The organism is Pantoea sp. WEP, assembly GCF_041678305.1.
In the GTDB taxonomy this organism is placed as follows: Bacteria; Pseudomonadota; Gammaproteobacteria; order Enterobacterales; family Enterobacteriaceae; genus Pantoea; species Pantoea dispersa.
Map to the genome: position 1 here is coordinate 2359624 of NZ_JBGNXB010000001.1, position 21851 is coordinate 2381474.

17 protein-coding genes are annotated in these 21851 nt (G+C 59.1%); 1 reads left to right on the forward strand and 16 read right to left on the reverse strand.

All coding sequences use genetic code 11. The features are described 5' to 3' along the window. Nucleotides 1-7 precede the first annotated feature (7 nt). Genes astB through ABVR31_RS10885 form a run of 4 tightly spaced genes read right to left on the reverse strand, consistent with a single transcriptional unit; the run spans nt 8 to nt 5047 of the window. Nucleotides 8-1336 (reverse strand): N-succinylarginine dihydrolase, encoded by a 1329-nt coding sequence (gene astB, locus ABVR31_RS10870; protein WP_288422552.1) that lies wholly within the window; start codon nt 1334-1336, stop codon nt 8-10. After that, nucleotides 1333-2802 (reverse strand): succinylglutamate-semialdehyde dehydrogenase, encoded by a 1470-nt coding sequence (astD, locus tag ABVR31_RS10875; RefSeq protein WP_372772735.1) that lies wholly within the window; start codon nt 2800-2802, stop codon nt 1333-1335. Before astD ends, astB begins: the two co-directional genes overlap by 4 nt. Then, the gene (gene astA, locus ABVR31_RS10880; protein WP_021506267.1) at nt 2799-3830 is read right to left on the reverse strand and encodes an arginine N-succinyltransferase; all 1032 of its coding nucleotides are present in this window, start codon (nt 3828-3830) and stop codon (nt 2799-2801) included. The genes astD and astA overlap by 4 nt, the downstream gene beginning before the upstream one ends. Next, on the reverse strand, nt 3827-5047 hold the full coding sequence (locus ABVR31_RS10885; RefSeq protein ID WP_215480233.1) for an aspartate aminotransferase family protein: 1221 nt from the start codon (nt 5045-5047) through the stop codon (nt 3827-3829). Before ABVR31_RS10885 ends, astA begins: the two co-directional genes overlap by 4 nt. A gap of 870 nt (nt 5048-5917) precedes the next feature. On the opposite strand from ABVR31_RS10885, the gene ABVR31_RS10890 reads away from it, so the two are divergent. Then, entirely contained in the window at nt 5918-7006 is a 1089-nt protein-coding gene (locus ABVR31_RS10890; protein WP_031279188.1) for a porin, read from the forward strand. Nucleotides 7007-7099: 93 nt separating this feature from the next. Here ABVR31_RS10890 and ABVR31_RS10895 read toward each other — a convergent pair whose 3' ends face one another. The 12 genes from ABVR31_RS10895 to motA all read right to left on the reverse strand — a co-directional run bounded on the left by ABVR31_RS10895 (nt 7100) and on the right by motA (nt 21817). Beyond that, nucleotides 7100-8539, reverse strand: coding sequence for a YchO/YchP family invasin (locus ABVR31_RS10895; protein WP_372772737.1), 1440 nt, complete (start codon nt 8537-8539; stop codon nt 7100-7102). A gap of 220 nt (nt 8540-8759) precedes the next feature. Next, nucleotides 8760-9401, reverse strand: coding sequence for a protein phosphatase CheZ (gene cheZ, locus ABVR31_RS10900; RefSeq protein WP_058757663.1), 642 nt, complete (start codon nt 9399-9401; stop codon nt 8760-8762). 9 nt (nt 9402-9410) lie between these two features. Beyond that, a complete protein-coding gene (gene cheY / locus ABVR31_RS10905; RefSeq protein ID WP_021506272.1) occupies nt 9411-9800 on the reverse strand; it encodes a chemotaxis response regulator CheY in 390 nt (129 codons plus the stop codon). Nucleotides 9801-9839: 39 nt separating this feature from the next. Further along, the gene (locus ABVR31_RS10910; protein WP_021506273.1) at nt 9840-10889 is read right to left on the reverse strand and encodes a chemotaxis response regulator protein-glutamate methylesterase; all 1050 of its coding nucleotides are present in this window, start codon (nt 10887-10889) and stop codon (nt 9840-9842) included. Continuing rightward, nucleotides 10886-11761: a protein-glutamate O-methyltransferase CheR gene (gene cheR / locus ABVR31_RS10915; protein ID WP_031279190.1), complete on the reverse strand. Its 876-nt coding sequence runs from the start codon at nt 11759-11761 to the stop codon at nt 10886-10888. The genes ABVR31_RS10910 and cheR overlap by 4 nt, the downstream gene beginning before the upstream one ends. A gap of 104 nt (nt 11762-11865) precedes the next feature. Beyond that, the gene (locus ABVR31_RS10920) at nt 11866-13545 is read right to left on the reverse strand and encodes a methyl-accepting chemotaxis protein (RefSeq protein ID WP_372772740.1); all 1680 of its coding nucleotides are present in this window, start codon (nt 13543-13545) and stop codon (nt 11866-11868) included. Between the two features lie 153 nt (nt 13546-13698). Next, complete coding sequence (locus tag ABVR31_RS10925) at nt 13699-15360, reverse strand: methyl-accepting chemotaxis protein (RefSeq protein ID WP_372772742.1); 1662 nt, start codon at nt 15358-15360, stop codon at nt 13699-13701. A gap of 173 nt (nt 15361-15533) precedes the next feature. Beyond that, nucleotides 15534-17207: a methyl-accepting chemotaxis protein gene (locus ABVR31_RS10930; RefSeq protein ID WP_346303309.1), complete on the reverse strand. Its 1674-nt coding sequence runs from the start codon at nt 17205-17207 to the stop codon at nt 15534-15536. Between the two features lie 172 nt (nt 17208-17379). Continuing rightward, nucleotides 17380-17877 (reverse strand): chemotaxis protein CheW, encoded by a 498-nt coding sequence (gene cheW, locus ABVR31_RS10935; protein ID WP_021506278.1) that lies wholly within the window; start codon nt 17875-17877, stop codon nt 17380-17382. A 22-nt stretch (nt 17878-17899) separates the two neighbouring features. Then, nucleotides 17900-19891 carry a chemotaxis protein CheA gene (cheA, locus tag ABVR31_RS10940; RefSeq protein ID WP_372774022.1) on the reverse strand — a complete coding sequence of 664 codons (1992 nt, stop codon included), beginning with the start codon at nt 19889-19891 and terminating at the stop codon, nt 17900-17902. Nucleotides 19892-19901: 10 nt separating this feature from the next. After that, the gene (gene motB, locus ABVR31_RS10945) at nt 19902-20933 is read right to left on the reverse strand and encodes a flagellar motor protein MotB (RefSeq protein WP_021506280.1); all 1032 of its coding nucleotides are present in this window, start codon (nt 20931-20933) and stop codon (nt 19902-19904) included. Beyond that, on the reverse strand, nt 20930-21817 hold the full coding sequence (motA, locus tag ABVR31_RS10950) for a flagellar motor stator protein MotA (RefSeq protein WP_021506281.1): 888 nt from the start codon (nt 21815-21817) through the stop codon (nt 20930-20932). Before motA ends, motB begins: the two co-directional genes overlap by 4 nt. Nucleotides 21818-21851 lie beyond the last annotated feature (34 nt).

A 21851-nucleotide genomic window follows, 5' to 3' on the forward strand; every position in this document is an offset into this window, starting at 1 on the left:
CCCGGCGTTAACGCTGAAACGCGTAGACACTGCCTAAGTCTAGCAGCTGTGTCAGCTCGTCCAGCGCGCTTCGCCCTTCGCTCAGCAGCTGCGGATCGGCCAGATCGGCCTGCGTCAGGCGGTCGCGATAGTGACGATCCACCCAGTCATTCAGACGCGTAAACAGGCGATCGTTCATCAGCACGGCCGGATTGACGGCCTGACGCTCCGCCTCGGTTAACACCACGCGCAGACGCAGGCAGGCCGGTCCGCCGCCGTTGCACATGCTTTCACGCAGATCAAACACCTGCAGCGCGCGAATCGGGCCGCCGCTCTCCACCAGCTCGCTCAGGTAGCGCCACACGCCGGGATGCTGGCGCGACTCTTCCGGCAGCACCAGCCGCATGCCGCCGTCCGGATGCTGTAGCAGCTGGCTGTTAAACAGATAGGTGTTCACCGCATCGGCCACTGACACGCGATCGCGCGGCACCACAACCGGCTGGAAGCCCGGCACCTGATCCGCCAGCTGTTGCAGCAGCTGGGGCTGGTCGACAAACGCCTCTTCGTGGCAGAAAAACACCTGCTGATTGCTGACGGCGATTACATCATTGTGGAACACCCCCTGATCGATCACCGCCGGATTTTGCTGAGCAAACAGCGTGCGCGCGTCATCCAGCTGATGCAGTCTCGCCACCGCCGCGCTGGCTTCACGCGTCTGGCGCGCCGGATAGCGCGCCGGTGCGCTGCCCTGCTGCTGGCCGTCGCGGCCGTAGACAAACAGCTGAACGCCGGGCGCGCCATAGTCAGCGCCGAAGCGGTTATGGTTGGCTGCGCCTTCGTCACCAAACAGCGCCACCTGCGGCAGCGCGTCGTGTACGCTGAAGTGGCGGCCATCGCGGAAGATGGCGCGCAGCAGGTCGGCGGTTTCCGGCGCTTCAATCGCCCGGTGGAACTTATTGTTGAGGTTGGCAACGGTAAAATGCACTTTGCCGTCGGCGCTGTCGGCCGATGGCGAAACCGTGGCCGCATTGGCCACCCACATCGCCGACGCCGAACTGGCCGCTGACAGCAGCTGCGGTGCCTGCTGCGCCGCTTTGGCCAGCACCTGCGCATCGCTGCCGCTGAATCCCAGCTGGCGCAGCAGCGGCAGGTTGGGCCGCTCGTGCGGAGGGATAACGCCCTGCACATAGCCCATGTCGGCCAGCGCCTTCATTTTCAGCAGCCCCTGTTTGGCCGCCAGCCGCGGATTGGAAGGCTGCAGCTGATTGCGCGTGGAGGCTTCGTTGCCAAACGACAGGCCAGCGTAGTGGTGCGTCAGGCCGACCAGACCATCAAAGTTTGCTTCAAACGCCTTCATGATGTCGCTCCTGAAGCAGCAAAATCGAGCCCTGGCGACAGGCTGCCTGGCAGCGCCAGGCTGCTGCTCTCCAGCGAGGCCATCGGCCAGGCGCAGTAATCCGCCGCGTACCAGGCGCTGGCACGGTGATTACCGGAGGCGCCCACGCCGCCAAACGGTGCCGAACTGGCGGCGCCGGTCAGCGGTTTATTCCAGTTCACGATGCCGGCGCGCGCTTCCAGCAGCAGCTGATCAAACTGGTCACGCTGCGGTGACACCAGCCCGCACGACAATCCGTAGCGCGTGTCGTTGGCGAGGCCAATCGCCTGCGCGTAATGGTCGTAGCGAATGACCTGCAGCAGCGGTCCGAACACCTCTTCGTCAGGCAGTCCGGCGACGCCGGTCATGTCGATGATGCCGGGCGTAATAATCGCGCTGTCGCGATCCGGCCAGCGCATCGCCAGCAGCACCTTGCCACCCAGCGCAACCCGCTGCTGCCAGGCGGCGAAGATCTGCCCGGCGGCGGCGGGCGAAATCACGCTGCCCATAAACGGCTGCGGTTCGGCATCCCACGCTGCCGGTTTGAGGCGCGCACTCACCTCGACCAGGCGCTGCAGGAAGGCATCGCCCGCCGCACCGCGTTTCACCAGCAAACGACGCGCGCAGGTGCAGCGCTGGCCGGCGGTAATGAACGCCGACTGAATAGCGATATGCACCGCGCCATCAATGTCGGCCGGATCTTCCACAATCAGCGCATTGTTGCCGCCCATCTCCAGCGCCAGCATTTTCTCTGGCTGTCCGGCGAACTGGCGATGCAGGTGATAGCCGGTGGCCGCGCTACCGGTAAACAGCAGGCCGTCAATCTGCTCCGCCTGCGCCAGCGCCTGGCCGGTATCACGTCCGCCCTGTAACAGCGCCAGCGTACCCGCCGGCAGGCCCGCTTCCTGCCACAGCTGCACGGTTTTCTCTGCGGTGGCGGGGGTCAGTTCGCTCGGTTTAAACAACACGCAGTTGCCCGCCAGCAGCGCCGGCACGATATGTCCGTTCGGCAGATGGCCGGGAAAGTTATACGGGCCGAACACCGCCAGCACGCCGTGCGGCCGGTGGCGCAGTGAACTCTCACCTTCGGCCTGCTCGCCGGTGCGGGTGTGATAAGCCTTAATCGAAATGGCCACTTTATTGATCATCGCCTGCACTTCGGTCAGCGTTTCCCAGCGCGGCTTGCCGGTCTCACGTGCGATGATCGCCGCCAGCTCGGTTTTATCCCGCTCCAGCAGACGGGCAAAATCCTCTACCCGCGCCTGGCGGGCAGCAAACGGCAGACGTGCCCATGCCGGGAACGCCGCGCGAGCCGCCTCACAGGCCGCCGCCACCTGCGCCGCAGAAGCAGCGTTGCCCTGCCATAAGATCTCGCCGCTCACCGGATTGTGTTTACTCAGCGTCTCTGCGCTGCCCGGCTGCCATTCACCGTTGATAAAATGCGTCATGCGTTATTCTCCTCGCGACCCAGGGTAACCACCCGCAGCGAATCGCCATAGTCGCAGCGCAGCGCGGTGCGCTGCTGCTGATTAATCAGAACCTGTCCGGATGCGACATCGACCGGCAGCAGCGCCACGCGGAACTGCTGATAGTCGCAGTTCGCCACCAGACACAGCGGCCAGTGCGCCTCAGCTTCGCCTTCGCTGGCGGTCAGCACTTTGCTCTTGCGGATGGCGCGGATGCGGTCGATCTCACACTCCAGCGTCGGGCCGCCGTCAAAGATGTCGATATAGTTGAGATAGCGGAAACCCTCGGCTTCCAGCACCGCGCGCGCCGGCGCGGTTTTCGGGTGGACTTCACCAATCACCTGCTGTGCCGCTTCCGACAGATAGTGGATATACAGCGGATGCTTGGGCATCAGTTCTGCGATAAAAGCTTTTTGCCCGGTGCCGCTGAGAAAATCGGCCTGGCGAAACTCCATGGAGAAGAAACGGCTGCCCACGCTGTCCCAGAACGGCGAATGTCCCTGCTCGTCGCTGACGCCGCGCATCTCCGCAACCACGTGCTTCATGAAGCGCTCGCGGAAATTCGCCATAAACAGAAAGCGCGACTTGGACAGCAGATGGCCGTTTTTACCGTCGCGGTAGTCAGGATCGAGGAACAGCGTGCACAGTTCGCTGCTGCCGGTGTGATCGTTACTCAGCGACAGCGTCGGCAAACTGGCGTAGACGTTCAGCTCTTTCGAGGCGTGCACCTGGGTACCGACGCGGAAGTTGTACCAGGGATCCTGCAAACCTACCGCCACTTCAATGGCGCAGATGCCGACGGCGCGATTGTCACTGCTATCCGCCAGCACAAACACGTAGCCCTGTTCAGCGCGCGGCAGCGCGTCCTGCCAGGTTTGCAGCGAGCGCTCAATGCGCGCCTTCAGCGTCTCGCTGTCAGCGGGCAGCGAGGTCAGACCGCCGCCGGTTTTCCCCGCCAGCGCCAGCAGCTGCGGCAGATCGTCACGTTCGACGGGGCGAATCACCATCATGATGTGGCTCCTTTGAGCACGCGTGCGCAGGCGCGTTCGAAGCGCGCCAGCCCTTCTTTTACTTCATGCTCGCTGATGTTCAGCGCCGGGGCAAAGCGCACCACGCTGGCACCGGCGATCAGTACCATCACGCCCTCTTCCGCCGCCGTCAGGTTGAACTGTTTGGCTTTACCGGCAAAATCGTCATTCAGCACCGCGCCAATCAGCAGGCCCAGGCCACGAATCTCTTTAAACACCGGCAGCCGCTGGTTGATCTCCTGCAGCGCCGTGACAAACCACTGGTGCCGCTCGGCAACGCCAGCCATAAACTCAGGCTGATTGATCAGCTCCATCACTTTACCGGCCACCGCACCGGCCAGCGGGTTGCCGCCGTAGGTGGTGCCGTGCGTGCCGACGCCCATCACCTGCGCCAGATCTTCACGCGTCAGCATCGCACCGATGGGGAAACCGCCGCCCAGCGCCTTGGCGGTGCTCAGCACATCCGGCGTGACGCCGTAATGCATATAGGCATACAGCGAGCCGGTACGGCCGACGCCGCTCTGCACTTCATCAAAAATCAGCAGCGCCTGGTGGCGGTCGCACAATTCGCGCAGTCCGCGCAGGAACGCCGGATCGGCCGGTAATACACCGCCCTCGCCCTGAATCGGCTCGACGATGACCGCGCAGGTCTGGTCATTAATTAAGGCCGCCGCCGAGGCCAGATCGTTAAAGGTGGCATGCTGAATGGCTGGCGGTAACGGGGCGAAATCGCGCGAATAGGCGGGCTGTCCGCCGGCTGAAACGGTGAACAGGGTGCGGCCGTGGAAGGCATTGGTGAAGGCGACGATACCGTTTTTTTCGGCACCGAAACGGTCGTGTGCCACTTTACGCGCCAGCTTCAGCGCGGCCTCATTGGCTTCCGCCCCGGAGTTACAGAAGAACACGCGGTCGGCAAAGGTGGCATCAATCAGTTGCTTCGCCAGGCGCAGAATCGGTTCGTTGGTGTAGCCGTTGCCGGTGTGCCACAGTTTACCGGCCTGCTCGGTCAGTGCCTGCTGCAGCGCGGGATGGGCATGGCCAAGCGCGTTCACCGCGATGCCACCGGCAAAATCGATGTACTCTTTGCCCTGCTGATCCCACAGCGTAGAACCTTCGGCACGCACCGGCACAAAAGCCGCAGGGGCATAAACCGGCATCATCCATTGATCGAAATCGTGACGTGAAACCTGCAGTGACATAGCCATTTCTCCTGCCTCACTTCGGGTGAAGCTTTTGTTTTAAAATTGTTAAAATTTGCTGAGTTGCAGCTCGACTATAGAGTGCAGTTAACGTGCCAGCCAGAGGAAAAAATGCATAAATCAGGTTCAGCAACGAAATATCAATAAGTTACACCCTTTCTCTATGCACAATTAATGCATAAAAAGTGAATAACCATCCGATGACAGCGGCACCGTAGTAATTTGTTTAGCGGATTTATGCATTCGCAAAATGAAATATTGCTTTTGTGATCGCACAGCAGATATTTCGCCAAAATGAGGCGTCTGTTGCGCCATTTTGGGGCGCACTGCGCTTAGCGGGTGCAAGTGACAGCCCGGTTCAGGCATCGGCGTGGTGCATGTCGGCCGCTTATTAGTAACAACTGATTAACTTATTTTGGCTACCCTGTGCCAGGCTGGCCGGTAATTAAACGTATTAAAGATCGGGATATTATTTAGCCTGAAATAAACCGACACAGCGCGTCAATGCGGATAATTTACGGGGTGACTATCAGCCTGCTTTGATTCATAAGCATTGAACTTTAAGGCATAGGCTTGTGCTATTTAAGGCAATAAAACGCTATTTTTATTAAGTCATACCCTTCTTAGTTTAATCATTATTTATCAATAATATAAATATTAATCGTCGATTAAATGCTCACTTAATCATGATAAGTAAAAGCGATTTCCATTTCCGAATAATGGAATTGCCGTATGAAAATCGCACAAATAGCCAATAAGAAATTATTTGTTACAAATATTGCACTACTGATCTTTATCCTTTTGTGTCATTTTCTTGTCACCCCACCAGGGGCTTAAAAAATTAAAAAATAACACAGGGTAAAAATATAAATGATGAAGCGTACTTTACTGGCAGCGGTCATGCCATTGCTGCTGGGATTTTCTGTGGCTCAGGCCGCTGAAATCTATAATAAGGATGGTAACAAGCTGGATCTGGTCGGCAAAATCAACGTGTCGCACCTGTTCTCCGATGACACCACCAATGATGGTGATACCTCATCGTATGTCCGTATCGGTTTTAAGGGCGAAACCAAAATTACCGATCAGCTGACCGGCTACGGTTTCTGGCAATCGCAGTTCAGCCTGCGTAACACGGAAGGTGCCGATGCGCAGGCCGGTAACAAAACCCGCCTCGGCTATGCGGGTCTGAAGTTTGCGCAGTTTGGTTCGATCGACTATGGCCGTAACTATGGTCTGATTTATGACGTGCTGGGCTATACCGATATGCTGCCTTTCTTCGGCGGTGATTCCGGTTATGTCGATGCTTTCCTGTCCGGTCGCTCCACCGGCGTGCTGACCTGGCGTAACAAAGATTTCTTCGGTCTGGTTAAAGGCTGGAACGTCGCAGCGCAGTACGAAGGGAAAAACGAGCGCAGCGACAGCGCGGCAACGCCAAACCTGGCGGTACGCCGCTCCAACGGTGATGGTTTCGCGCTTTCCACCTCGTATGACACCGACTTTGGCCTGAGCGCGGTTGCCGCCTATGCCAGCCTCAATCGCGTCAGCGCGCAAAACCTTGCCACCTACGGCAGAGGTGAGAAAGCCGAACACTGGGAAACCGGGGTGAAATATGATGCTAACCAGCTCTATCTGGCGACCATCTACGGCGAATCCCACAACGCCACGCCAATCGGTAACAGCGGGTTCGCCAACAAAGCGGTGAACTTTGAAGCCGTGGCGCAGTATCAGTTCCTGAACGGTTTCCGTCCGTCGCTGGGCTACGTGAGCTCAAAGGGCAAAAATATTGAAAACGTCGGCGACGCCTGGTTGTTCAAATACGCGTCCGTGGGTGCCACCTACTACTTCAACAAGAACATGTCGGTCTACAGCGAATACCGCATCAACCTGCTGAAAGATGACAACGCGCTGCGCCTGAAAACCGACGATATTACCGCGGTAGGTCTGGTGTACCAGTTCTGATGATGATTTACCCTCATGGCATCCCGGCAAGTGTCGGCTGAGGATGCAGCAAAGGGCAGCTCCGGCTGCCCTTTTTCTCTGGTGCCGCGCTGATTATGGTGCCAGCAGGTCGAAGCGGTTTTCGCCCCCCTGATCCAGCATCACCGGCGGCTGCACCTGCAGCGTAATCCAGTTGGAAGTCACGCGATTTTGCTTGCTGTCCTCCAGCGTCACCGACAGGCGATAACTGTTGTTCGCCTCAGGCGACGCATCCCACGCGGGCATAATAATACTCCAGCCCTGTGGATCGTTGGGATCGGCTCCCGGCGTCAGGCTCAGCGCCTGCGTATCGCCCTGCCAGCTGACTTTACTGATTGGATGAGCACTGCGGATCTGCAGTTTCAGCGGCAAACTCTCGCCCGCATTGAGCTGCCACGGCGGCGTGGCGAGGAATACCGACAGGGTTTTACGCTGGCGGAACTCCAGCACCGGCGTATTGCTGCGCGTGACCAAATCATAGCGACTACCGCGCAGCGAACGCGCGGCGGCGACGTTATCCGGATTGAGCTGCTGACTGAGCGCCACGCCAAAGCGGTAATTAAGACGTAAGCCGAGCTGATCCTGGCTCTCGCCTTCATTACTGGTTTTGTGGCTGGCCGATACGGTAACCAGCGGCACCGGCGTATAGGAGACGCCCAGCGTCAGCGCTGAAGGATTGTGGTAGCTGTTGCCGGAATTAAACAGATCGACATTGTTGCCGAGATACTGCTGCCAGCTGACCGACACGCCCAGCTGGCGGTAAAACGGCAGATAGCCCTGGGTAGTGACATCATACCCGCGCGCCAGCCGCTGCTGCTGGAACGGGTTGCGATTGCGCCAGCCGGACAGTGGCGTGTAGTAGTTGGCGGATAAGCGCAGGTAGTCGCTCCAGGCCTCGGTGCCCAGCGAAGCGCGCTGCAAGCCGCTGTCAAACAGCCGATCAACGAAGCCGTTATAGCCCAGCAGCCAGTTGCCGGCCACCCAGCGCTGTCCCAGCCCGGCATTGCCCACCAGCCCATCATCGGTCTGGTGCACGCCCAGCTGGCTGAACGTGAGGTAATTGTAGCGATCGGCCCATGGCGTCAGCAGCGAAGCCCCGCTGCCGCTGAAGTTGCCCTCCATATCGACGTTGAGATCGATCTGTGCCTGGCCATAAGGCGACAGCAGCGACTGCCCTTCATCCGCAACCCGGGTAGCAACCTCATCACGAAAATGGTTAAACGCCCAGATTCCGGCCTGCTGACCCAGCGTGGTATCGCTGTCGCTGTTCTGGCTGGCCTCACCGATGCTTTTGGCAATACCCGCCAGCTTTTTACTGAACGCCGACGTATCGTCCTGATAGCCCAGCGCCGGTAATTCATCAGCAATTTTCTGGAAACGTGCCGGATCGGCAAACGGTGTTGCGGAGACGTCGCTGTTGTCGGTGAAGGCCTGCGCAGGCGCAACGGCCGCCAGTACAGGGGCCCCTAAGGTTACAGCAGCGAAAATTTTGCGGGTCAGAACCAATGGCAGCATAGCAAAAGAGTAGTCGTTTCAGTTTAGAATTTGAAGTAGCTCACAAAACTGTACGAGGTTACCTTAACATATCCTCGCGCCAACGTAGGACTTGTCTTGCTATGTTTCAGAATTTACGCCACCCGCGGGCATGCAGGGCGATCAGACGGGAAAACACGTCGTGCGTTCCCCTCTCCCGGGCGGGAGAGGGTTCGGATGCGGGTTGAACACCCGATCAGCATTAAAAACCTAAACTGTCCAGCAGGTCGTCAACCTGGTCCTGGCTGGAAACCACACCTGGCGCGTTAGCATGGATTTGCGGACCGTTCAGCAGGCTGTTGCCCTCTTTACGTGCCGCCGCATTGGCTTCCGGCATGTTCTCCAGCAGTACCATCAGCAGCTGACGTTCAATCTCCTGGATCACATCCATCATGCGCTTGATTACCTGACCGGTCAGGTCCTGGAAATCCTGCGCCATCATGATTTCCAGCAGCTGCTTGTTGGTGTACGCCGTGTGAGACGGAACGTCGTCAAGGAACTGGCGCGTATCCGAAACCAACTCGCGTGCATCCGCCAGCTCGATCGGGTTTTCAAACCAGGCATCCCAGCGGCCTTTAAGCTGGGTGGCGCCGGCTTCCATCTGGTCCTGGTGTGGCTGCGCCGCTTCCACACAGTTCAGCGCACGTTCCGCTGCCTGTGCGGTCATCTGCACCACATAATCCAGACGGTCACGCGCGTCCGGAATCGCTTCTGCCGCTTCGGCAATGGCCTGATCCAGCCCCAGTTCGCGCAGGCTGTCACGCAGCATACGTGTCAGAGAGCCAATCCGGGCAATAATCTCGTGTGCCGAAGCTTCTTCAGTTGGTTTCGGAAGGTCGCTCATCACATCTCCTTACATACCCAGTTTTTCGAAGATTTTGCCCAACTTCTCTTCCAGCGTGGCGGCGGTGAAAGGCTTCACCACGTAACCGCTGGCACCGGCCTGCGCGGCGGCGATGATGTTCTCTTTCTTGGCTTCGGCGGTCACCATCAGCACCGGCAGTTTGCCCAGCGTGGCGTCGGCACGAATGGTCTGCAGCAGTTCCAGACCGTCCATGTTCGGCATGTTCCAGTCAGAGATAACGAAATCGAAGCCGCCTGCACGCAGTTTGGTCAGGGCGTCGACGCCATCCTCGGCCTCTTCCACGTTATTGAATCCCAGCTCTTTCAGCAGGTTACGGACGATACGACGCATCGTGTTGAAGTCGTCCACTACCAAAAAGCGCATATTTTTATCAGCCATATCTACTCCTGTGTTGTCTTGTCCGGCAGGACCGGCTCGTTAAATTCGCAATGCCTGTCCGGCGCTAATTTTGGCCAGCATATGCTGGCTGATGTGACCCAGATCGACCACTTCACTGGTGCCGCCCATCGCTATCGCTTCGCGCGGCATACCAAATACCACACAGCTGGCTTCATCCTGGGCGATGGTCCACGCGCCGGCGCGGTGCATTTCCAGCATCCCGGCCGCACCGTCGTTGCCCATGCCGGTCAGAATGACCCCCACTGCATTTCGCCCGGCGTTGACCGCAACCGAGCGGAACAGGACGTCCACCGACGGTTTATGGCGGTTCACCGGCGGTCCGTCGTTCAGTTTCACCACGTAGTTGGCACCGCTGCGCGCCAGCTCCATGTGCATCGCGCCCGGCGCGATATAGGCGTGACCGGGCAAAATACGCTCGCCGTCTTCCGCCTCTTTCACGGTGATCTGGCACAGCTTGTTCAGCCGCTCGGCAAACGAGCGGGTAAAACCGGGCGGCATGTGCTGCGTAATCAGCAGCGCCGGACTGGTGGCCGGCAGCGGCTGCAGCACATGGCGAATCGCCTCGGTGCCGCCGGTTGAGGAGCCGATAGCGATAAGCTTTTCACTGCTCAGCAGCGGCCCCGCTTTCAGCATCACCGGCTGCGGCGTGGCGGCACGCGCATGCAGTTTGGCGCGCGCGGCGGCGCGAATCTTGTCGGCGATCATCTGGCTGTAGGCCAGCATGCCTTCACGGATGCCGAGCTGCGGCTTGGTGACGAAATCCACCGCGCCTAACTCCAGCGCACGCAGCGTCACTTCCGATCCTTTACCGGTCAGCGACGAAACCATCACCACCGGCATCGGCCGCAGGCGCATCAGTTTTTCGAGGAAGTCGAGGCCATCCATACGCGGCATTTCGACATCCAGCGTCAGCACCTGCGGGTTGTACTGTTTGATCAAATCCCGCGCTACCAGCGGGTCCGGCGCCGTCGCGACCATCTCCATATCGGGATGGCTGTTGATGATCTCCGTCATCAACTGGCGCATCAGCGCGGAATCATCCACGCACATCACGGTGATTTTGCTCATCGTCTTTCCTTGGTCAGTCCATAGACAGTCTGTCCACGCAGCCAGAACTCTTTACTGATCTGACTGAAGTTTTCCGAATGCCCGGCAAACAGCAGACCACCCGGCTTTAGCAGGGGGACAAAACGGCGCAGAATTTGTTCCTGCGTCTCTTTATCGAAATAGATCATCACGTTACGACAGAAAATCGCGTCGAACGGCCCCGGCAATGCCCAGTCGTGCGCCAGTAAATTGAGCTGCGCGTAGTTCACCATGTTGGCCAGCTCGCTGCGCACGCGCACCATGCCGGCGTGCGGACCGGTGCCGCGCAGGAAGAAGCGCTGCAGCTGCGACTGCGATAAGGTGCGCAGCTCCTCCTGGCGATAAACGCCCGCTACCGCTTTTTCCAGCACCTGGGTATCAATATCACTGGCGTGGACGGAAAATTTCCCCGGTCCGGTGCCCAGCGTCTCCGCCAGCGTCATGGCAATCGAGTACGGCTCTTCACCGGTTGAAGCGGCGGTGCTCCACACGCTGTAGTTGCCGCTGCGTTTGCGCGCATGCTCTGCCAGAATCGGGAAGTGGTGCGCCTCACGGAAAAATGAGGTCAGGTTGGTGGTCAGTGCGTTAATAAACGCCTGCCACTCGGCACTGTTCGGGTCCTGCTCCAGCAGCGCCAGATAGCGACCAAAATCATCAATATTCAGCATGCGCAGCCGACGTACCAGACGGTTGTAAACCATCTCGCGTTTGTGGTCGGCCAGCACGATGCCCGCACGCTGATAGATCAGCTGGCTGATACGACGAAAATGTGTATCGGAAAGCGGCAGGCGCTGCACCATTTGTGAGAGCAGCGTCGTGGCTTCATTTTGATCCAATAACGTCGATTTCTTCATTTCGGGTCACCCGGCAACAAACTGATTAAATTGTGATACTGCGGTTGCTACTGTGCTGCCAGTGCACACCATTCACACGGGCCGCCCTGCGGCGGCCACAAGGGTTAAAAGGTTTCCCAGTTATCGTCAGCGCCACGAGCTCCTGCCGCTTGCGCCAGCGCCTGCGGTGCAGACGGACGCGCAATTTTTGGCGCTGTAGTTACGTTAACGGCCTGGGCGACAAATTCTTTACCAATATTGAACACCGCCACCGACTGTTTCAGTCGGCTGGCCTGATCTTCCAGCGCCGCCGCCGCCGTCGCGGACTCTTCCACCAGCGCCGCGTTCTGCTGGGTGACGCGGTCCATCTCGTTCACCGCCAGGCCAACCTGGTCGATACCGCGGCTCTGCTCATCGGAAGCCGAGGCGATTTCGCCCATGATGTCGGTCACGCGGGTCACCGCGTTGACGATCTCGCTCATGGTTTCGCCCGCGCTCTCTACCAGCACCGAGCCGGTATTGACGCGGCTGACCGAATCTTCAATCAGGCCTTTGATCTCCTTCGCCGCCTGCGCGCTGCGCTGGGCCAGACTGCGCACCTCGCCCGCGACCACGGCGAAACCACGCCCCTGCTCACCGGCGCGTGCCGCTTCCACCGCAGCGTTCAGCGCGAGGATATTGGTCTGGAAGGCGATACCGTCAATCACGCTGGTGATATCGGCAATCTTCTTCGAACTGCCGGCGATGTCCTTCATGGTGCTGACCACGCCATCGACCACTTTGCCGCCCTGCTGCGCCGTTTCGGACGCGTTCAGCGCCAGCTGCGACGCCTGACGGGCGTTTTCCGCGTTCTGCTTCACGGTAGCGGTCAACTGCTCCATGCTGGCCGCGGTCTGCTCCAGCGATGCGGCCTGCTGTTCGGTACGCGAAGAGAGATCGTTGTTGCCCATGGCGATTTCGCTGGCGCCGGTGTAGATGGCGTCGGAACCGTCGCGCACGATGCGTACGGTGCGCGTCAGCTCCTGCTGCATGTGCCGCAGCGAACTGAGCAGGTCGCCCATTTCGTTGCGTACGCTGAGATCGACCGGCTGCGTCAGATCGCCGCGCGCAATATGGCGGATGTGCTCAATGCTCTGCTGCAGCGGACGGATCAGCGCCGTACGCATACCGCTCCACACCAGCGCAATCACCAGCAGCGTCACCAGCAGCGTGCCGACCACCAGCATAATCGCGTGTTGGTAAGCGCTCTCGTTGGCGTCAATGCCCTGTTTTGCCAGCACAATGTTGTAGGCGAGCCAGGCGTTGTAATCCTTTTCAAATTTGTCCTGAAAACCCTGCGTTGGCTGATCGACAAAGCCTTTAAAGTTACCGGCACTGAGAAAATCAATCAGCTCGGCCAGCGCCCCGCGAAACGCGTTGTAGTTGGCCTGCAGCGTCAGCACGTTCTCCGCGCTTTTGCCCTTTTCCGACAGGTTAGCGTTGAACTCGGCAAAGCTCTGATCGGCGGTTTTCAGCTCCGTATTGGCCAGCGCCACCAGATCTTTTACCGTGGCACCGGAGCCGGCCTGCTGACTGTCCAGCAGATAGCGGATACCGGCACGGTTCAGCGTGTTACGCGCCTGTACCAGCGAAACCCATGAGGTGCCCATCGCCCGCTGCAGGGTGCTAAGACGTTGGTTGTACGCAAAATTATCTTTATCGGCTTTCACCGTTGAAAAAAACATTCCTCCGGAAAACAGCTGCAGTAAGGCAAATAACGCCAGCACGCACAGCAGGCCGGATACCACTCGAACACGACTAAACATAAACACCTCATTAATTGGCGGATCGCTGGTGTTATCGGCGCGCAGGCGCGGATCTTTATGTGAGGTGAAAGGGGTAAGACCAGCAGCAAACCGGGGAAGGGCCCGCCACGTGCCCCTCTCCCGCTGCGGGAGAGGGGACGATTCAGGCAATGATTAAAACGTTTCCCAGTTTCCGTCACTCACCGGGGCCGTAGCGGCTTTACGCACCGCCGGCGGTGTCGTGGTCACCGGGGGACGCACGGCGATCGCTGCCGACGCGCGCGGAATGCGGAACACCGACACCGACTGGCTCAGGCGGCTGGCCTGCTCCTCCAGCGAGGCCGCGGCGGCGGCCGACTCTTCTACCAGCGAGGCGTTCTGCTGCGTGACGCGGTCCATCTCGGTCACCGCCTGGCCCACCTGGTCGATGCCACGGCTCTGCTCATCCGAGGCCGAAGCGATTTCGCCCATGATGTCAGTCACGCGCGTCACCGCACCGACGATATCCTGCATGGTGTCACCTGCGGTGCCGACCAGCTGCGAACCGGCGTTAACCCGGCTGACCGAATCGTCAATCAGTCCTTTGATCTCCTTCGCCGCCTGCGCGCTGCGCTGCGCCAGGTTACGCACCTCGCCCGCGACCACAGCAAAACCACGGCCCTGCTCACCGGCGCGCGCCGCTTCGACCGCCGCGTTAAGCGCCAGGATGTTGGTCTGGAAGGCTATGCCGTCGATCACGCTGGTGATATCCGCGATCTTCTTCGAACTGCCGGCGATGTCATGCATGGTGCGCACCACGCCTTCGACCACGTCGCCACCTTTGCGTGCGGTCTCCGACGCGCTGAGCGCCAGCTGCGAGGCCTGCCGGGCATTCTCGGCGTTCTGCTTCACCGTGGCGGTGAGCTGCTCCATGCTGGCTGCGGTCTGCTCCAGCGACGCCGCCTGCTGCTCGGTGCGCGCCGAAAGATCGTTGTTGCCGGCGGAGATTTCGCTGGCGCCGGTAAAGATGGCGTCCGAGCCGTCGCGTACGTTGCCGACGGTGTGCACCAGCGACTGCTGCATTTCATGCAGACTGCTGGCCAGCTGGCTCATTTCGTTACGCCCTTCAACGGTGATGGTCTGCGTCAGATCGCCTGCGGCGATATGGCGAATGTGACCGAGCAACTGATGCAGCGGCTGAATCAGCACCGTGCGCAGGCCAAACCAGCAGGCGACAATTACCGCGATCACCATCACTGCGACGATCGCCAGCAGCCACATCATGGTGTGGAAGGCACGCTGGTTCTGCGCCACGCCCTCAGCGGCTAAAGCACTCTGCGCGCTGCGCCACTCTTCATAGGTGGCTTTCATTTTGACCTGCTTGGCTTCAATGTTCTGATCAAACATGCCCTGCAGATCGTTGGCTTTCAGCCGGGCCAGCATCGCCTTCAGGCCGTTATTGAACGCGGCATAATCCGCTTCCAGCCGGTCGCGCAGCGCATCAGACAGTCCTGGCGTCGCTGGCAAATCGTAATAGCGCTGATAGTGGCCGGCCGCGGTGTCGAGCTGCTTCTCCGTCTGCGCGATCAGTGCGTTAAGCTGACCGCCGTTGGTCTGTGACGCCATGCTGCCCTGCATGCGCAGCATGGCGCGGTTGAGCACGGTACGGGTTTGATTGAGTTCAATCCAGGCATCGGACATGGCAGCGACGTTATTACTTGACGTTTGTGCCACAGCAAACGCCTCTTTATCTTTTTGTAATGCCGACCAGAACAGCCCGCCGGACAGTAATTGCATAGCACCGAACACCAGCAGGACGGCGATCAGGCTGGTGACGACGTTGATTCGTTTTAACATGGTGTCTCCAAAAAGGGGGGTTGCGCCCTGTTTATCGACCGCTGCGCTGAATATTTGAGAGGGTTTACCGGACTTTACGAGGGATAATGCTGAATTAAAGCTTTTTTACAGCGTTTTATAAGTAAAGAAAGCAGGCGATGAGGGAGCGGCGCGTTGTCCGCTCCCGTTTCAGCTTAGAACGTTTCCCAGTTGGCGTCGCTGACTGGCGCGGTCAGCGCTTTGCGTGGCGCACTGGCCTGCGGGGGGGCGATCTGCGGATGGCGCACGCCCGTGCTGCTGGCAGGCTGAGCGCCTCGTGGAATGCGGAACACCGCCACCGACTGGCTGAGACGGCTGGCCTGCTCCTCCAGCGAGGCCGCCGCCGCCGCCGACTCTTCCACCAGCGAGGCGTTTTGCTGCGTGACGCGGTCCATCTCGGTCACCGCCTGGCCGACCTGATCGATACCGCGACTCTGCTCGTCTGACGCCGAGGCGATCTCGCCCATGATGTCGGTGACGCGCGTCACCGCATTGACGATTTCGCCCATGGTATTGCCCGCCGTGCCGACCAGCTGTGAGCCGCTGTCAACGCGACGCACCGAGTCTTCAATCAGCCCTTTGATCTCCTTCGCCGCCTGCGCGCTGCGCTGGGCAAGGTTGCGCACTTCACCGGCCACCACCGCGAAGCCGCGGCCCTGCTCTCCGGCGCGCGCCGCTTCGACTGCGGCGTTGAGCGCGAGGATGTTTGTCTGGAAAGCGATACCGTCAATCACGCTGGTAATGTCGGCAATCTTCTTCGAACTGCCGGCGATATCGTGCATGGTGCGCACCACGCCTTCCACCACTTCTCCGCCTTTCTGCGCGGTTTCCGATGCGCTGAGCGCCAGCTGCGAGGCCTGCCGCGCGTTCTCGGCGTTCTGCTTCACCGTGGCGGTGAGCTGCTCCATGCTGGCCGCAGTCTGTTCCAGCGACGCTGCCTGCTGTTCGGTACGCGCCGAGAGATCGTTATTGCCGGCGGAGATTTCGCTGGCGCCGGTAAAAATGGCGTCCGAGCCGTCGCGCACGTTGCTGACGGTGCGCACCAGCGCCTGCTGCATCTCCTGCAGCTTGCTCGCCAGCTGGCTCATTTCATTACGTCCTTCGACGGTGATGGTCTGGGTTAAATCGCCCTGCGCAATGTGTTCAATGTGCTGGATGCTGTCGTTGAGCGGCTTAATCAGCACCTTACGCAGGCCGAACCAGCATAGCACGATCACGCCCACCACCAGCGCCAGTACCAGCCCCAGCAGCCACATCATGTGCTCGTAAGCGGCGCTGTTCGCCGCCACGCCGGCCGCCGTCAGACGATCCTGATCGGCGCGCCACTGGGTGTAGTTTTCCAGAAAGGCACTTTGCGTCGGGGCCACCGGTACTTTGCCGGCTGCGGCGGTATCGTTGTGCTGCAGTACCTGCTGCATCTCAGCCAGTGCGCTGGCGTAAGCTTTATAGGTCTGTTCCAGCTGCTGATTGAGCTGCAGGTTCTGGCCCGGCGTGTCCGGCGTGTTTTTAAACAGCGTGAATTTGTCCTGCGCCGTCTGCTGGAACGTGCTGCTCTGCCCGAACAGCGTACTGATGTCAGCTTCGGTGCCGGTCAGTTTACTGGTGGCAATACGCAGCTGGATACGCGTCAGGATCACGCGGCTTTGGTTAAGGCTCATGTAAGCATCATTGATGGCGGCAATGTTTTTGCTCGCCAGCTGAGAGGTATTGAAACTTTTTTTGTCGTCACTCAGCGCTTTGAAAAACAGCGAGCCGGAAGCCAGCTGCAGTACGCCAAACACCAACAACACCAGCAACAGGCTGGTCACAACGCGGATTTTCGTAAACATAGTTTGCCCTGGGAAATGAAGAAAAATCGTGCAATACAGTTATCGACCTGACGGCGGGAATATTGAGCGAGGGCAGGAAATATTTGTGGGCTTTGTTATTGATTTATAACGGTTTAATAAAGGATGTAATAGTCACGGGCCGCATCAGCGACCCGTGACTCTCTGCGAGCGATTATGCGCTACGCAGCGTATCCACCAGCGCCATCTCTTCACTGCTCAGCAGTTTTTCGATGTCGACCAGAATCAGCATACGCTCGCCCAGCGCACCGAGACCGGTGAGGTACTCGGTCGACATGGTGACGGCAAATTCCGGTGCCGGACGGATCTGATCCTGCGTCAGCGACAGCACGTCAGACACGCCATCCACCACGATGCCGACCACGCGATGCTCAAGATTCAGCACGATCACCACGGTGTTTTCGTTGTACTCCACGTCCGGCTGCGAGAACTTCACGCGCAGGTCGATAATCGGCACAATCACGCCACGCAGGTTAGTCACGCCCTTGATGAACTCCGGCGTGTTAGCGATTCGCGTTACCTGATCGTAACCACGAATCTCCTGCACTTTAAGGATATCGATGCCGTACTCTTCGTCACCGAGGGTGAAAACCAGGAACTCCTGGCCGACGGTTTCGCCGGCGATTTTCGTCACGGTTGCCATGTCAGTCATTTTTTTACCCTTTCGTTATCTGTTACGCTGCGGCACCGGCCACACGCTTCTCACGGTTCAATGATTGCAGTGCCGATACGTCGACAATCAGCGCAACGCTGCCATCGCCGAGGATGGTGGCGGCGGAAATGCCCGGCACTTTGCGGTAGTTGCTTTCCAGGTTCTTCACCACCACCTGATGCTGACCAATCAGCTGATCAACCAGCAGCGCATAGCGACGTCCTGCGCTCTGCAGGATCACCACGATGCCCTGCGTGGCGTCGGTTTTGGCGTTCTGCACGTCAAACACGTTCCACAGCTCAACCAGTGGCAGGTACTCGCCGCGCACTTCCAGTACGCGCTCGCCCCCGGCCAGCGGTTTCAGCTCTTCAGCCGTGGGCTGCAGTGACTCCATCACCGCGTTCAGCGGCAGGATGAATACTTCGTCTGCCACGCGCACCGACATCCCGTCGAGGATCGCCAGCGTCAGCGGCAGCAGAATGCGAATGGTGGTGCCTTTGCCCTGCTTCGAGGAGATTTCGACGTGACCGCCCATCTCCTGGATATTACGTTTCACCACGTCCATGCCGACGCCGCGGCCTGATACGTCGGTCACCTGTTCGGCGGTCGAGAAGCCTGGCGCGAAGATCAGCATGCCGACTTCTTCATCGCTCATGCTGTCGCTGACCGGCAGGCCGGACGAGAGCGCTTTCGCCAGGATACGTTCACGGTTGAGGCCGGCACCGTCATCGATCACTTCGATGCAGATGTTGCCGCCCTGGTGTTCCGCGGACAGCGTCAGATTGCCGACCGCCGTTTTGCTGGCGGCCAGCCGTTTTTCCGGCGTTTCGATGCCGTGGTCGAGGCTGTTACGCACCAGGTGCGTTAACGGATCGATGATGCGTTCAATCAGGCTCTTATCCAGTTCGGTTGAGCTGCCGAGCAGCGTCAGTTCCACCTCTTTGCCCAGCTTGCTGGCCAGATCGCGCACCAGACGCGGGAAGCGGCTGAACACATACTCCATCGGCATCATACGAATCGACATCACCGATTCCTGCAGGTCGCGGGCGTTACGCTCCAGCTGACCCATGCTGTTGAGCAGGTCACCATGTGCCACCGGATCCAGCGCACCGGAGCGCTGCGCCAGCATTGACTGGGTAATCACCAGCTCGCCAACCAGGTTGATCAGCTGGTCAACTTTTTCCACCGCCACGCGAATACTGCTGGATTCGCTGCTTTTGGCGGGCGCGGCGGCACGCTTGCTCTCACGCTTCACCGCCGGGGTAATGTCGGTGACGGTCGCCGTTTGCTGCACTGGCGCTGCGGCTTCGGCTTCTGCGACTGGCGCGGCGGCAACGGCGGCGGGTGCGGCGTCCTGCGGGAACTGAATCTGCGCTTCATCAATCACGAAACACAGCACCGCCACGATATCGTCTTTGCCGACACCGTCGATGGTGGCTTCCAGCGAGCTGGTGCCTTTCACCACATCGGTCAGGGTGCCGAGGTTGCCCAGCTCTTCCAGCAGCAGATCCGGCTCTTTCTCTTTCAGATTGATCAGCTGCAGGCGCAGGCCGCTGCTGGCGGGCGCGGCAGGTGCTGCCACGTCGGCGAGCGCCACCACCGGTGCGGCGGCTTGCGGGGCTATTCCTTTGGCTTCCAGCGCCAGCTGGCGCAGGGCTTCACAGATGTAGTTAAAGCTTTCTGCGTTTGGCTCCTGCGCGGTTTTATAGGCATCGAGCTGTTCCTGCATAATATCTTTGGTTTCCAAAAACAGGTTGATGATGTCGGTGCTGAGCTGCATTTCGCCACGGCGCGCACCATCCAGAATGTTTTCCAGGATGTGGGTGGTTTCCTGTAAAACCGTAAAGCCAAACGTACCGGCTCCGCCCTTAATGGAGTGGGCGGCGCGGAAGATGGCATTCAACTGCTCGGAATCGGGCTCCTGGGGATCCAGTCCCAACAGGTGTTGCTCCATATCCGCTAACAGCTCATCGGCTTCATCAAAAAACGTCTGGTAAAAATCGCTGATGTCCATGCTCACGGGATCACCTCGGCTGTGAGGGTTGGTCTGGTGTCACCGCGCTGGCGGCGGGCGGTGCCGCTGCCGGCGGATTCGCCGCGGCTGCCGGTGTGGCCGGTGCTGCGGTAGAACCCGTGGGGGCAGTTGGCGCCGCCGGACCAGCCGGTGCGGTAATGCTAGGTAAAATCTGCGCCGGGTCACTCACCTGAACGGCATCGCTCTCGGCATTCTCTTTTTCAATCGCCGCTTCGGTGTCATGGTTCAACACCAGCAGGCTGATACGACGGTTCACCGCGTCGTTGGCGCCGCGGTTTTTCAGTTTCATGGTGTCGGCCATGCCGACCACGCGCAGCATTTTGCCGCCGTCCAGCCCGCCCGCCACCAGCTCACGGCGTGAGGCATTGGCACGATCCGCCGACAGTTCCCAGTTGCTGTAGCCGCGATCGCCGCTGGCGTACTGGAAGTCATCGGTATGGCCGGACAAACTGATTTTGTTAGGAATATCATTCAGCAGCGGCGCAATGGCGCGCAGGATATCGCGCATGTACGGCTCTACTTCGGCGCTGCCGGTTTTAAACATCGGGCGGTTCTGGCTATCGATAATCTGAATGCGCAGCCCCTCTTCCACCATGTTGATGATCAGATGCGGACGCAGCGCTTTCAGGCGCGGATCGGCCTCAATCAGCTGGTCGAGTTTTTCACGCAGCCGGTTCAGGCGAATGTCATCCAGCTGGCGCTTTTGCGCATCCATATCGACCTGTTTTTGCACTTCGCCTTTCTTCTGCGTCGGATCATCGCCGCCGCCGGGAATCGGACTTTCGCTGTCGCTGCTACGCTGACCGCCGGTCAGGGCGACCTTGAGCGGCGTTTTAAAATATTCGGCAATCTGCACCAGCTCCTGCGGATTGGCGATCGAGATCAGCCACATCACCATGAAGAACGCCATCATCGCCGTCATAAAGTCGGCATAGGCAATCTTCCATGAGCCATGGCTGCCTTCATGCTTTTTATGTTTGCGCCGTTTGACCAGCACAATCGGGCGATTACCGTGCTTCATGAAGGCGTATCCGAAGTCTGCTTAGCCGGGTTTTTCGCGTTACGCACGTGCTCTTCCAGCTCGGTAAAGGACGGACGCTCGGTGGAATACAGGGTTTTACGACCAAACTCGACGGCGATCTGCGGCGCATAACCGTTCAGGCTGGAGAGCAGCGTGACTTTGACGCACTGCATCATCTTGGTGGTTTCCGCGCACTTCTGGCGCAGCACGGATGCCAGCGGCGAAATGAAGCCGTAAGCCAGCAGAATACCGAGGAAGGTTCCCACCATGGCGTGCGCAATCAGCGCGCCCAGTTCTGCCGCCGGGCGGTCCGCTGAGGCCAGCGCGTGCACCACGCCCATTACCGCGGCGACGATACCAAACGCCGGCAGGCCATCACCGACTGCCGCTAAGCTTTGTGCTGGTACTTCGCACTCGTGTTCATAGGTTTCGATCTCTTCATCCATCAGGGCTTCGATCTCGAAAGCATTCATATTTCCGCTCACCATCAGCCGTAAATAGTCGGTAATAAAATCCACTAAAGGTTTATCGGACAAAATACGCGGATAGTTAGCGAAAATTTCGCTCTGGCTGGGATCTTCAATATCGCGTTCCAGCGACAGCATGCCCTGCTGACGTGATTTCGCCATCAGGCGATACAGCAGCGCCATTAAATCCATGTATACGGCTTTGTTATATTTTGAGCCGCGCATTAACAAGGGCAGCGCTTTTAGCGTCTTTTTAATCGATTTGCCGTTGTTGCCCACCAGAAACGCACCTATGCCGGCGCCGCCAATAATCAGCAACTCCGACGGCTGGTAAAGCGCGCCCAGATGGCCGCCTACCATCATGTAACCGCCCAGCACGGAACCGAGGACTACGATATAACCCACAATAATCAGCACAAAAACATCCTTACGTCCGTAACGTGTTGGTGGA

Excerpts from the sequence above, each read along its gene's own strand:
- astB (WP_288422552.1), bottom strand. The coding sequence starts at position 1,336 with ATGAAGGCGTTTGAAGCAAACTTTGATGGTCTGGTCGGCCTGACGCAC.
- astD (WP_372772735.1), bottom strand. The coding sequence starts at position 2,802 with ATGACGCATTTTATCAACGGTGAATGGCAGCCGGGCAGCGCAGAGACG.
- astA (WP_021506267.1), bottom strand. The coding sequence starts at position 3,830 with ATGATGGTGATTCGCCCCGTCGAACGTGACGATCTGCCGCAGCTGCTG.
- ABVR31_RS10885 (WP_215480233.1), bottom strand. The coding sequence starts at position 5,047 with ATGTCACTGCAGGTTTCACGTCACGATTTCGATCAATGGATGATGCCG.
- ABVR31_RS10890 (WP_031279188.1), top strand. The coding sequence starts at position 5,918 with ATGATGAAGCGTACTTTACTGGCAGCGGTCATGCCATTGCTGCTGGGA.
- ABVR31_RS10895 (WP_372772737.1), bottom strand. The coding sequence starts at position 8,539 with ATGCTGCCATTGGTTCTGACCCGCAAAATTTTCGCTGCTGTAACCTTA.
- cheZ (WP_058757663.1), bottom strand. The coding sequence starts at position 9,401 with ATGAGCGACCTTCCGAAACCAACTGAAGAAGCTTCGGCACACGAGATT.
- cheY (WP_021506272.1), bottom strand. The coding sequence starts at position 9,800 with ATGGCTGATAAAAATATGCGCTTTTTGGTAGTGGACGACTTCAACACG.
- ABVR31_RS10910 (WP_021506273.1), bottom strand. The coding sequence starts at position 10,889 with ATGAGCAAAATCACCGTGATGTGCGTGGATGATTCCGCGCTGATGCGC.
- cheR (WP_031279190.1), bottom strand. The coding sequence starts at position 11,761 with ATGAAGAAATCGACGTTATTGGATCAAAATGAAGCCACGACGCTGCTC.
- ABVR31_RS10920 (WP_372772740.1), bottom strand. The coding sequence starts at position 13,545 with ATGTTTAGTCGTGTTCGAGTGGTATCCGGCCTGCTGTGCGTGCTGGCG.
- ABVR31_RS10925 (WP_372772742.1), bottom strand. The coding sequence starts at position 15,360 with ATGTTAAAACGAATCAACGTCGTCACCAGCCTGATCGCCGTCCTGCTG.
- ABVR31_RS10930 (WP_346303309.1), bottom strand. The coding sequence starts at position 17,207 with ATGTTTACGAAAATCCGCGTTGTGACCAGCCTGTTGCTGGTGTTGTTG.
- cheW (WP_021506278.1), bottom strand. The coding sequence starts at position 17,877 with ATGACTGACATGGCAACCGTGACGAAAATCGCCGGCGAAACCGTCGGC.
- cheA (WP_372774022.1), bottom strand. The coding sequence starts at position 19,891 with ATGGACATCAGCGATTTTTACCAGACGTTTTTTGATGAAGCCGATGAG.
- motB (WP_021506280.1), bottom strand. The coding sequence starts at position 20,933 with ATGAAGCACGGTAATCGCCCGATTGTGCTGGTCAAACGGCGCAAACAT.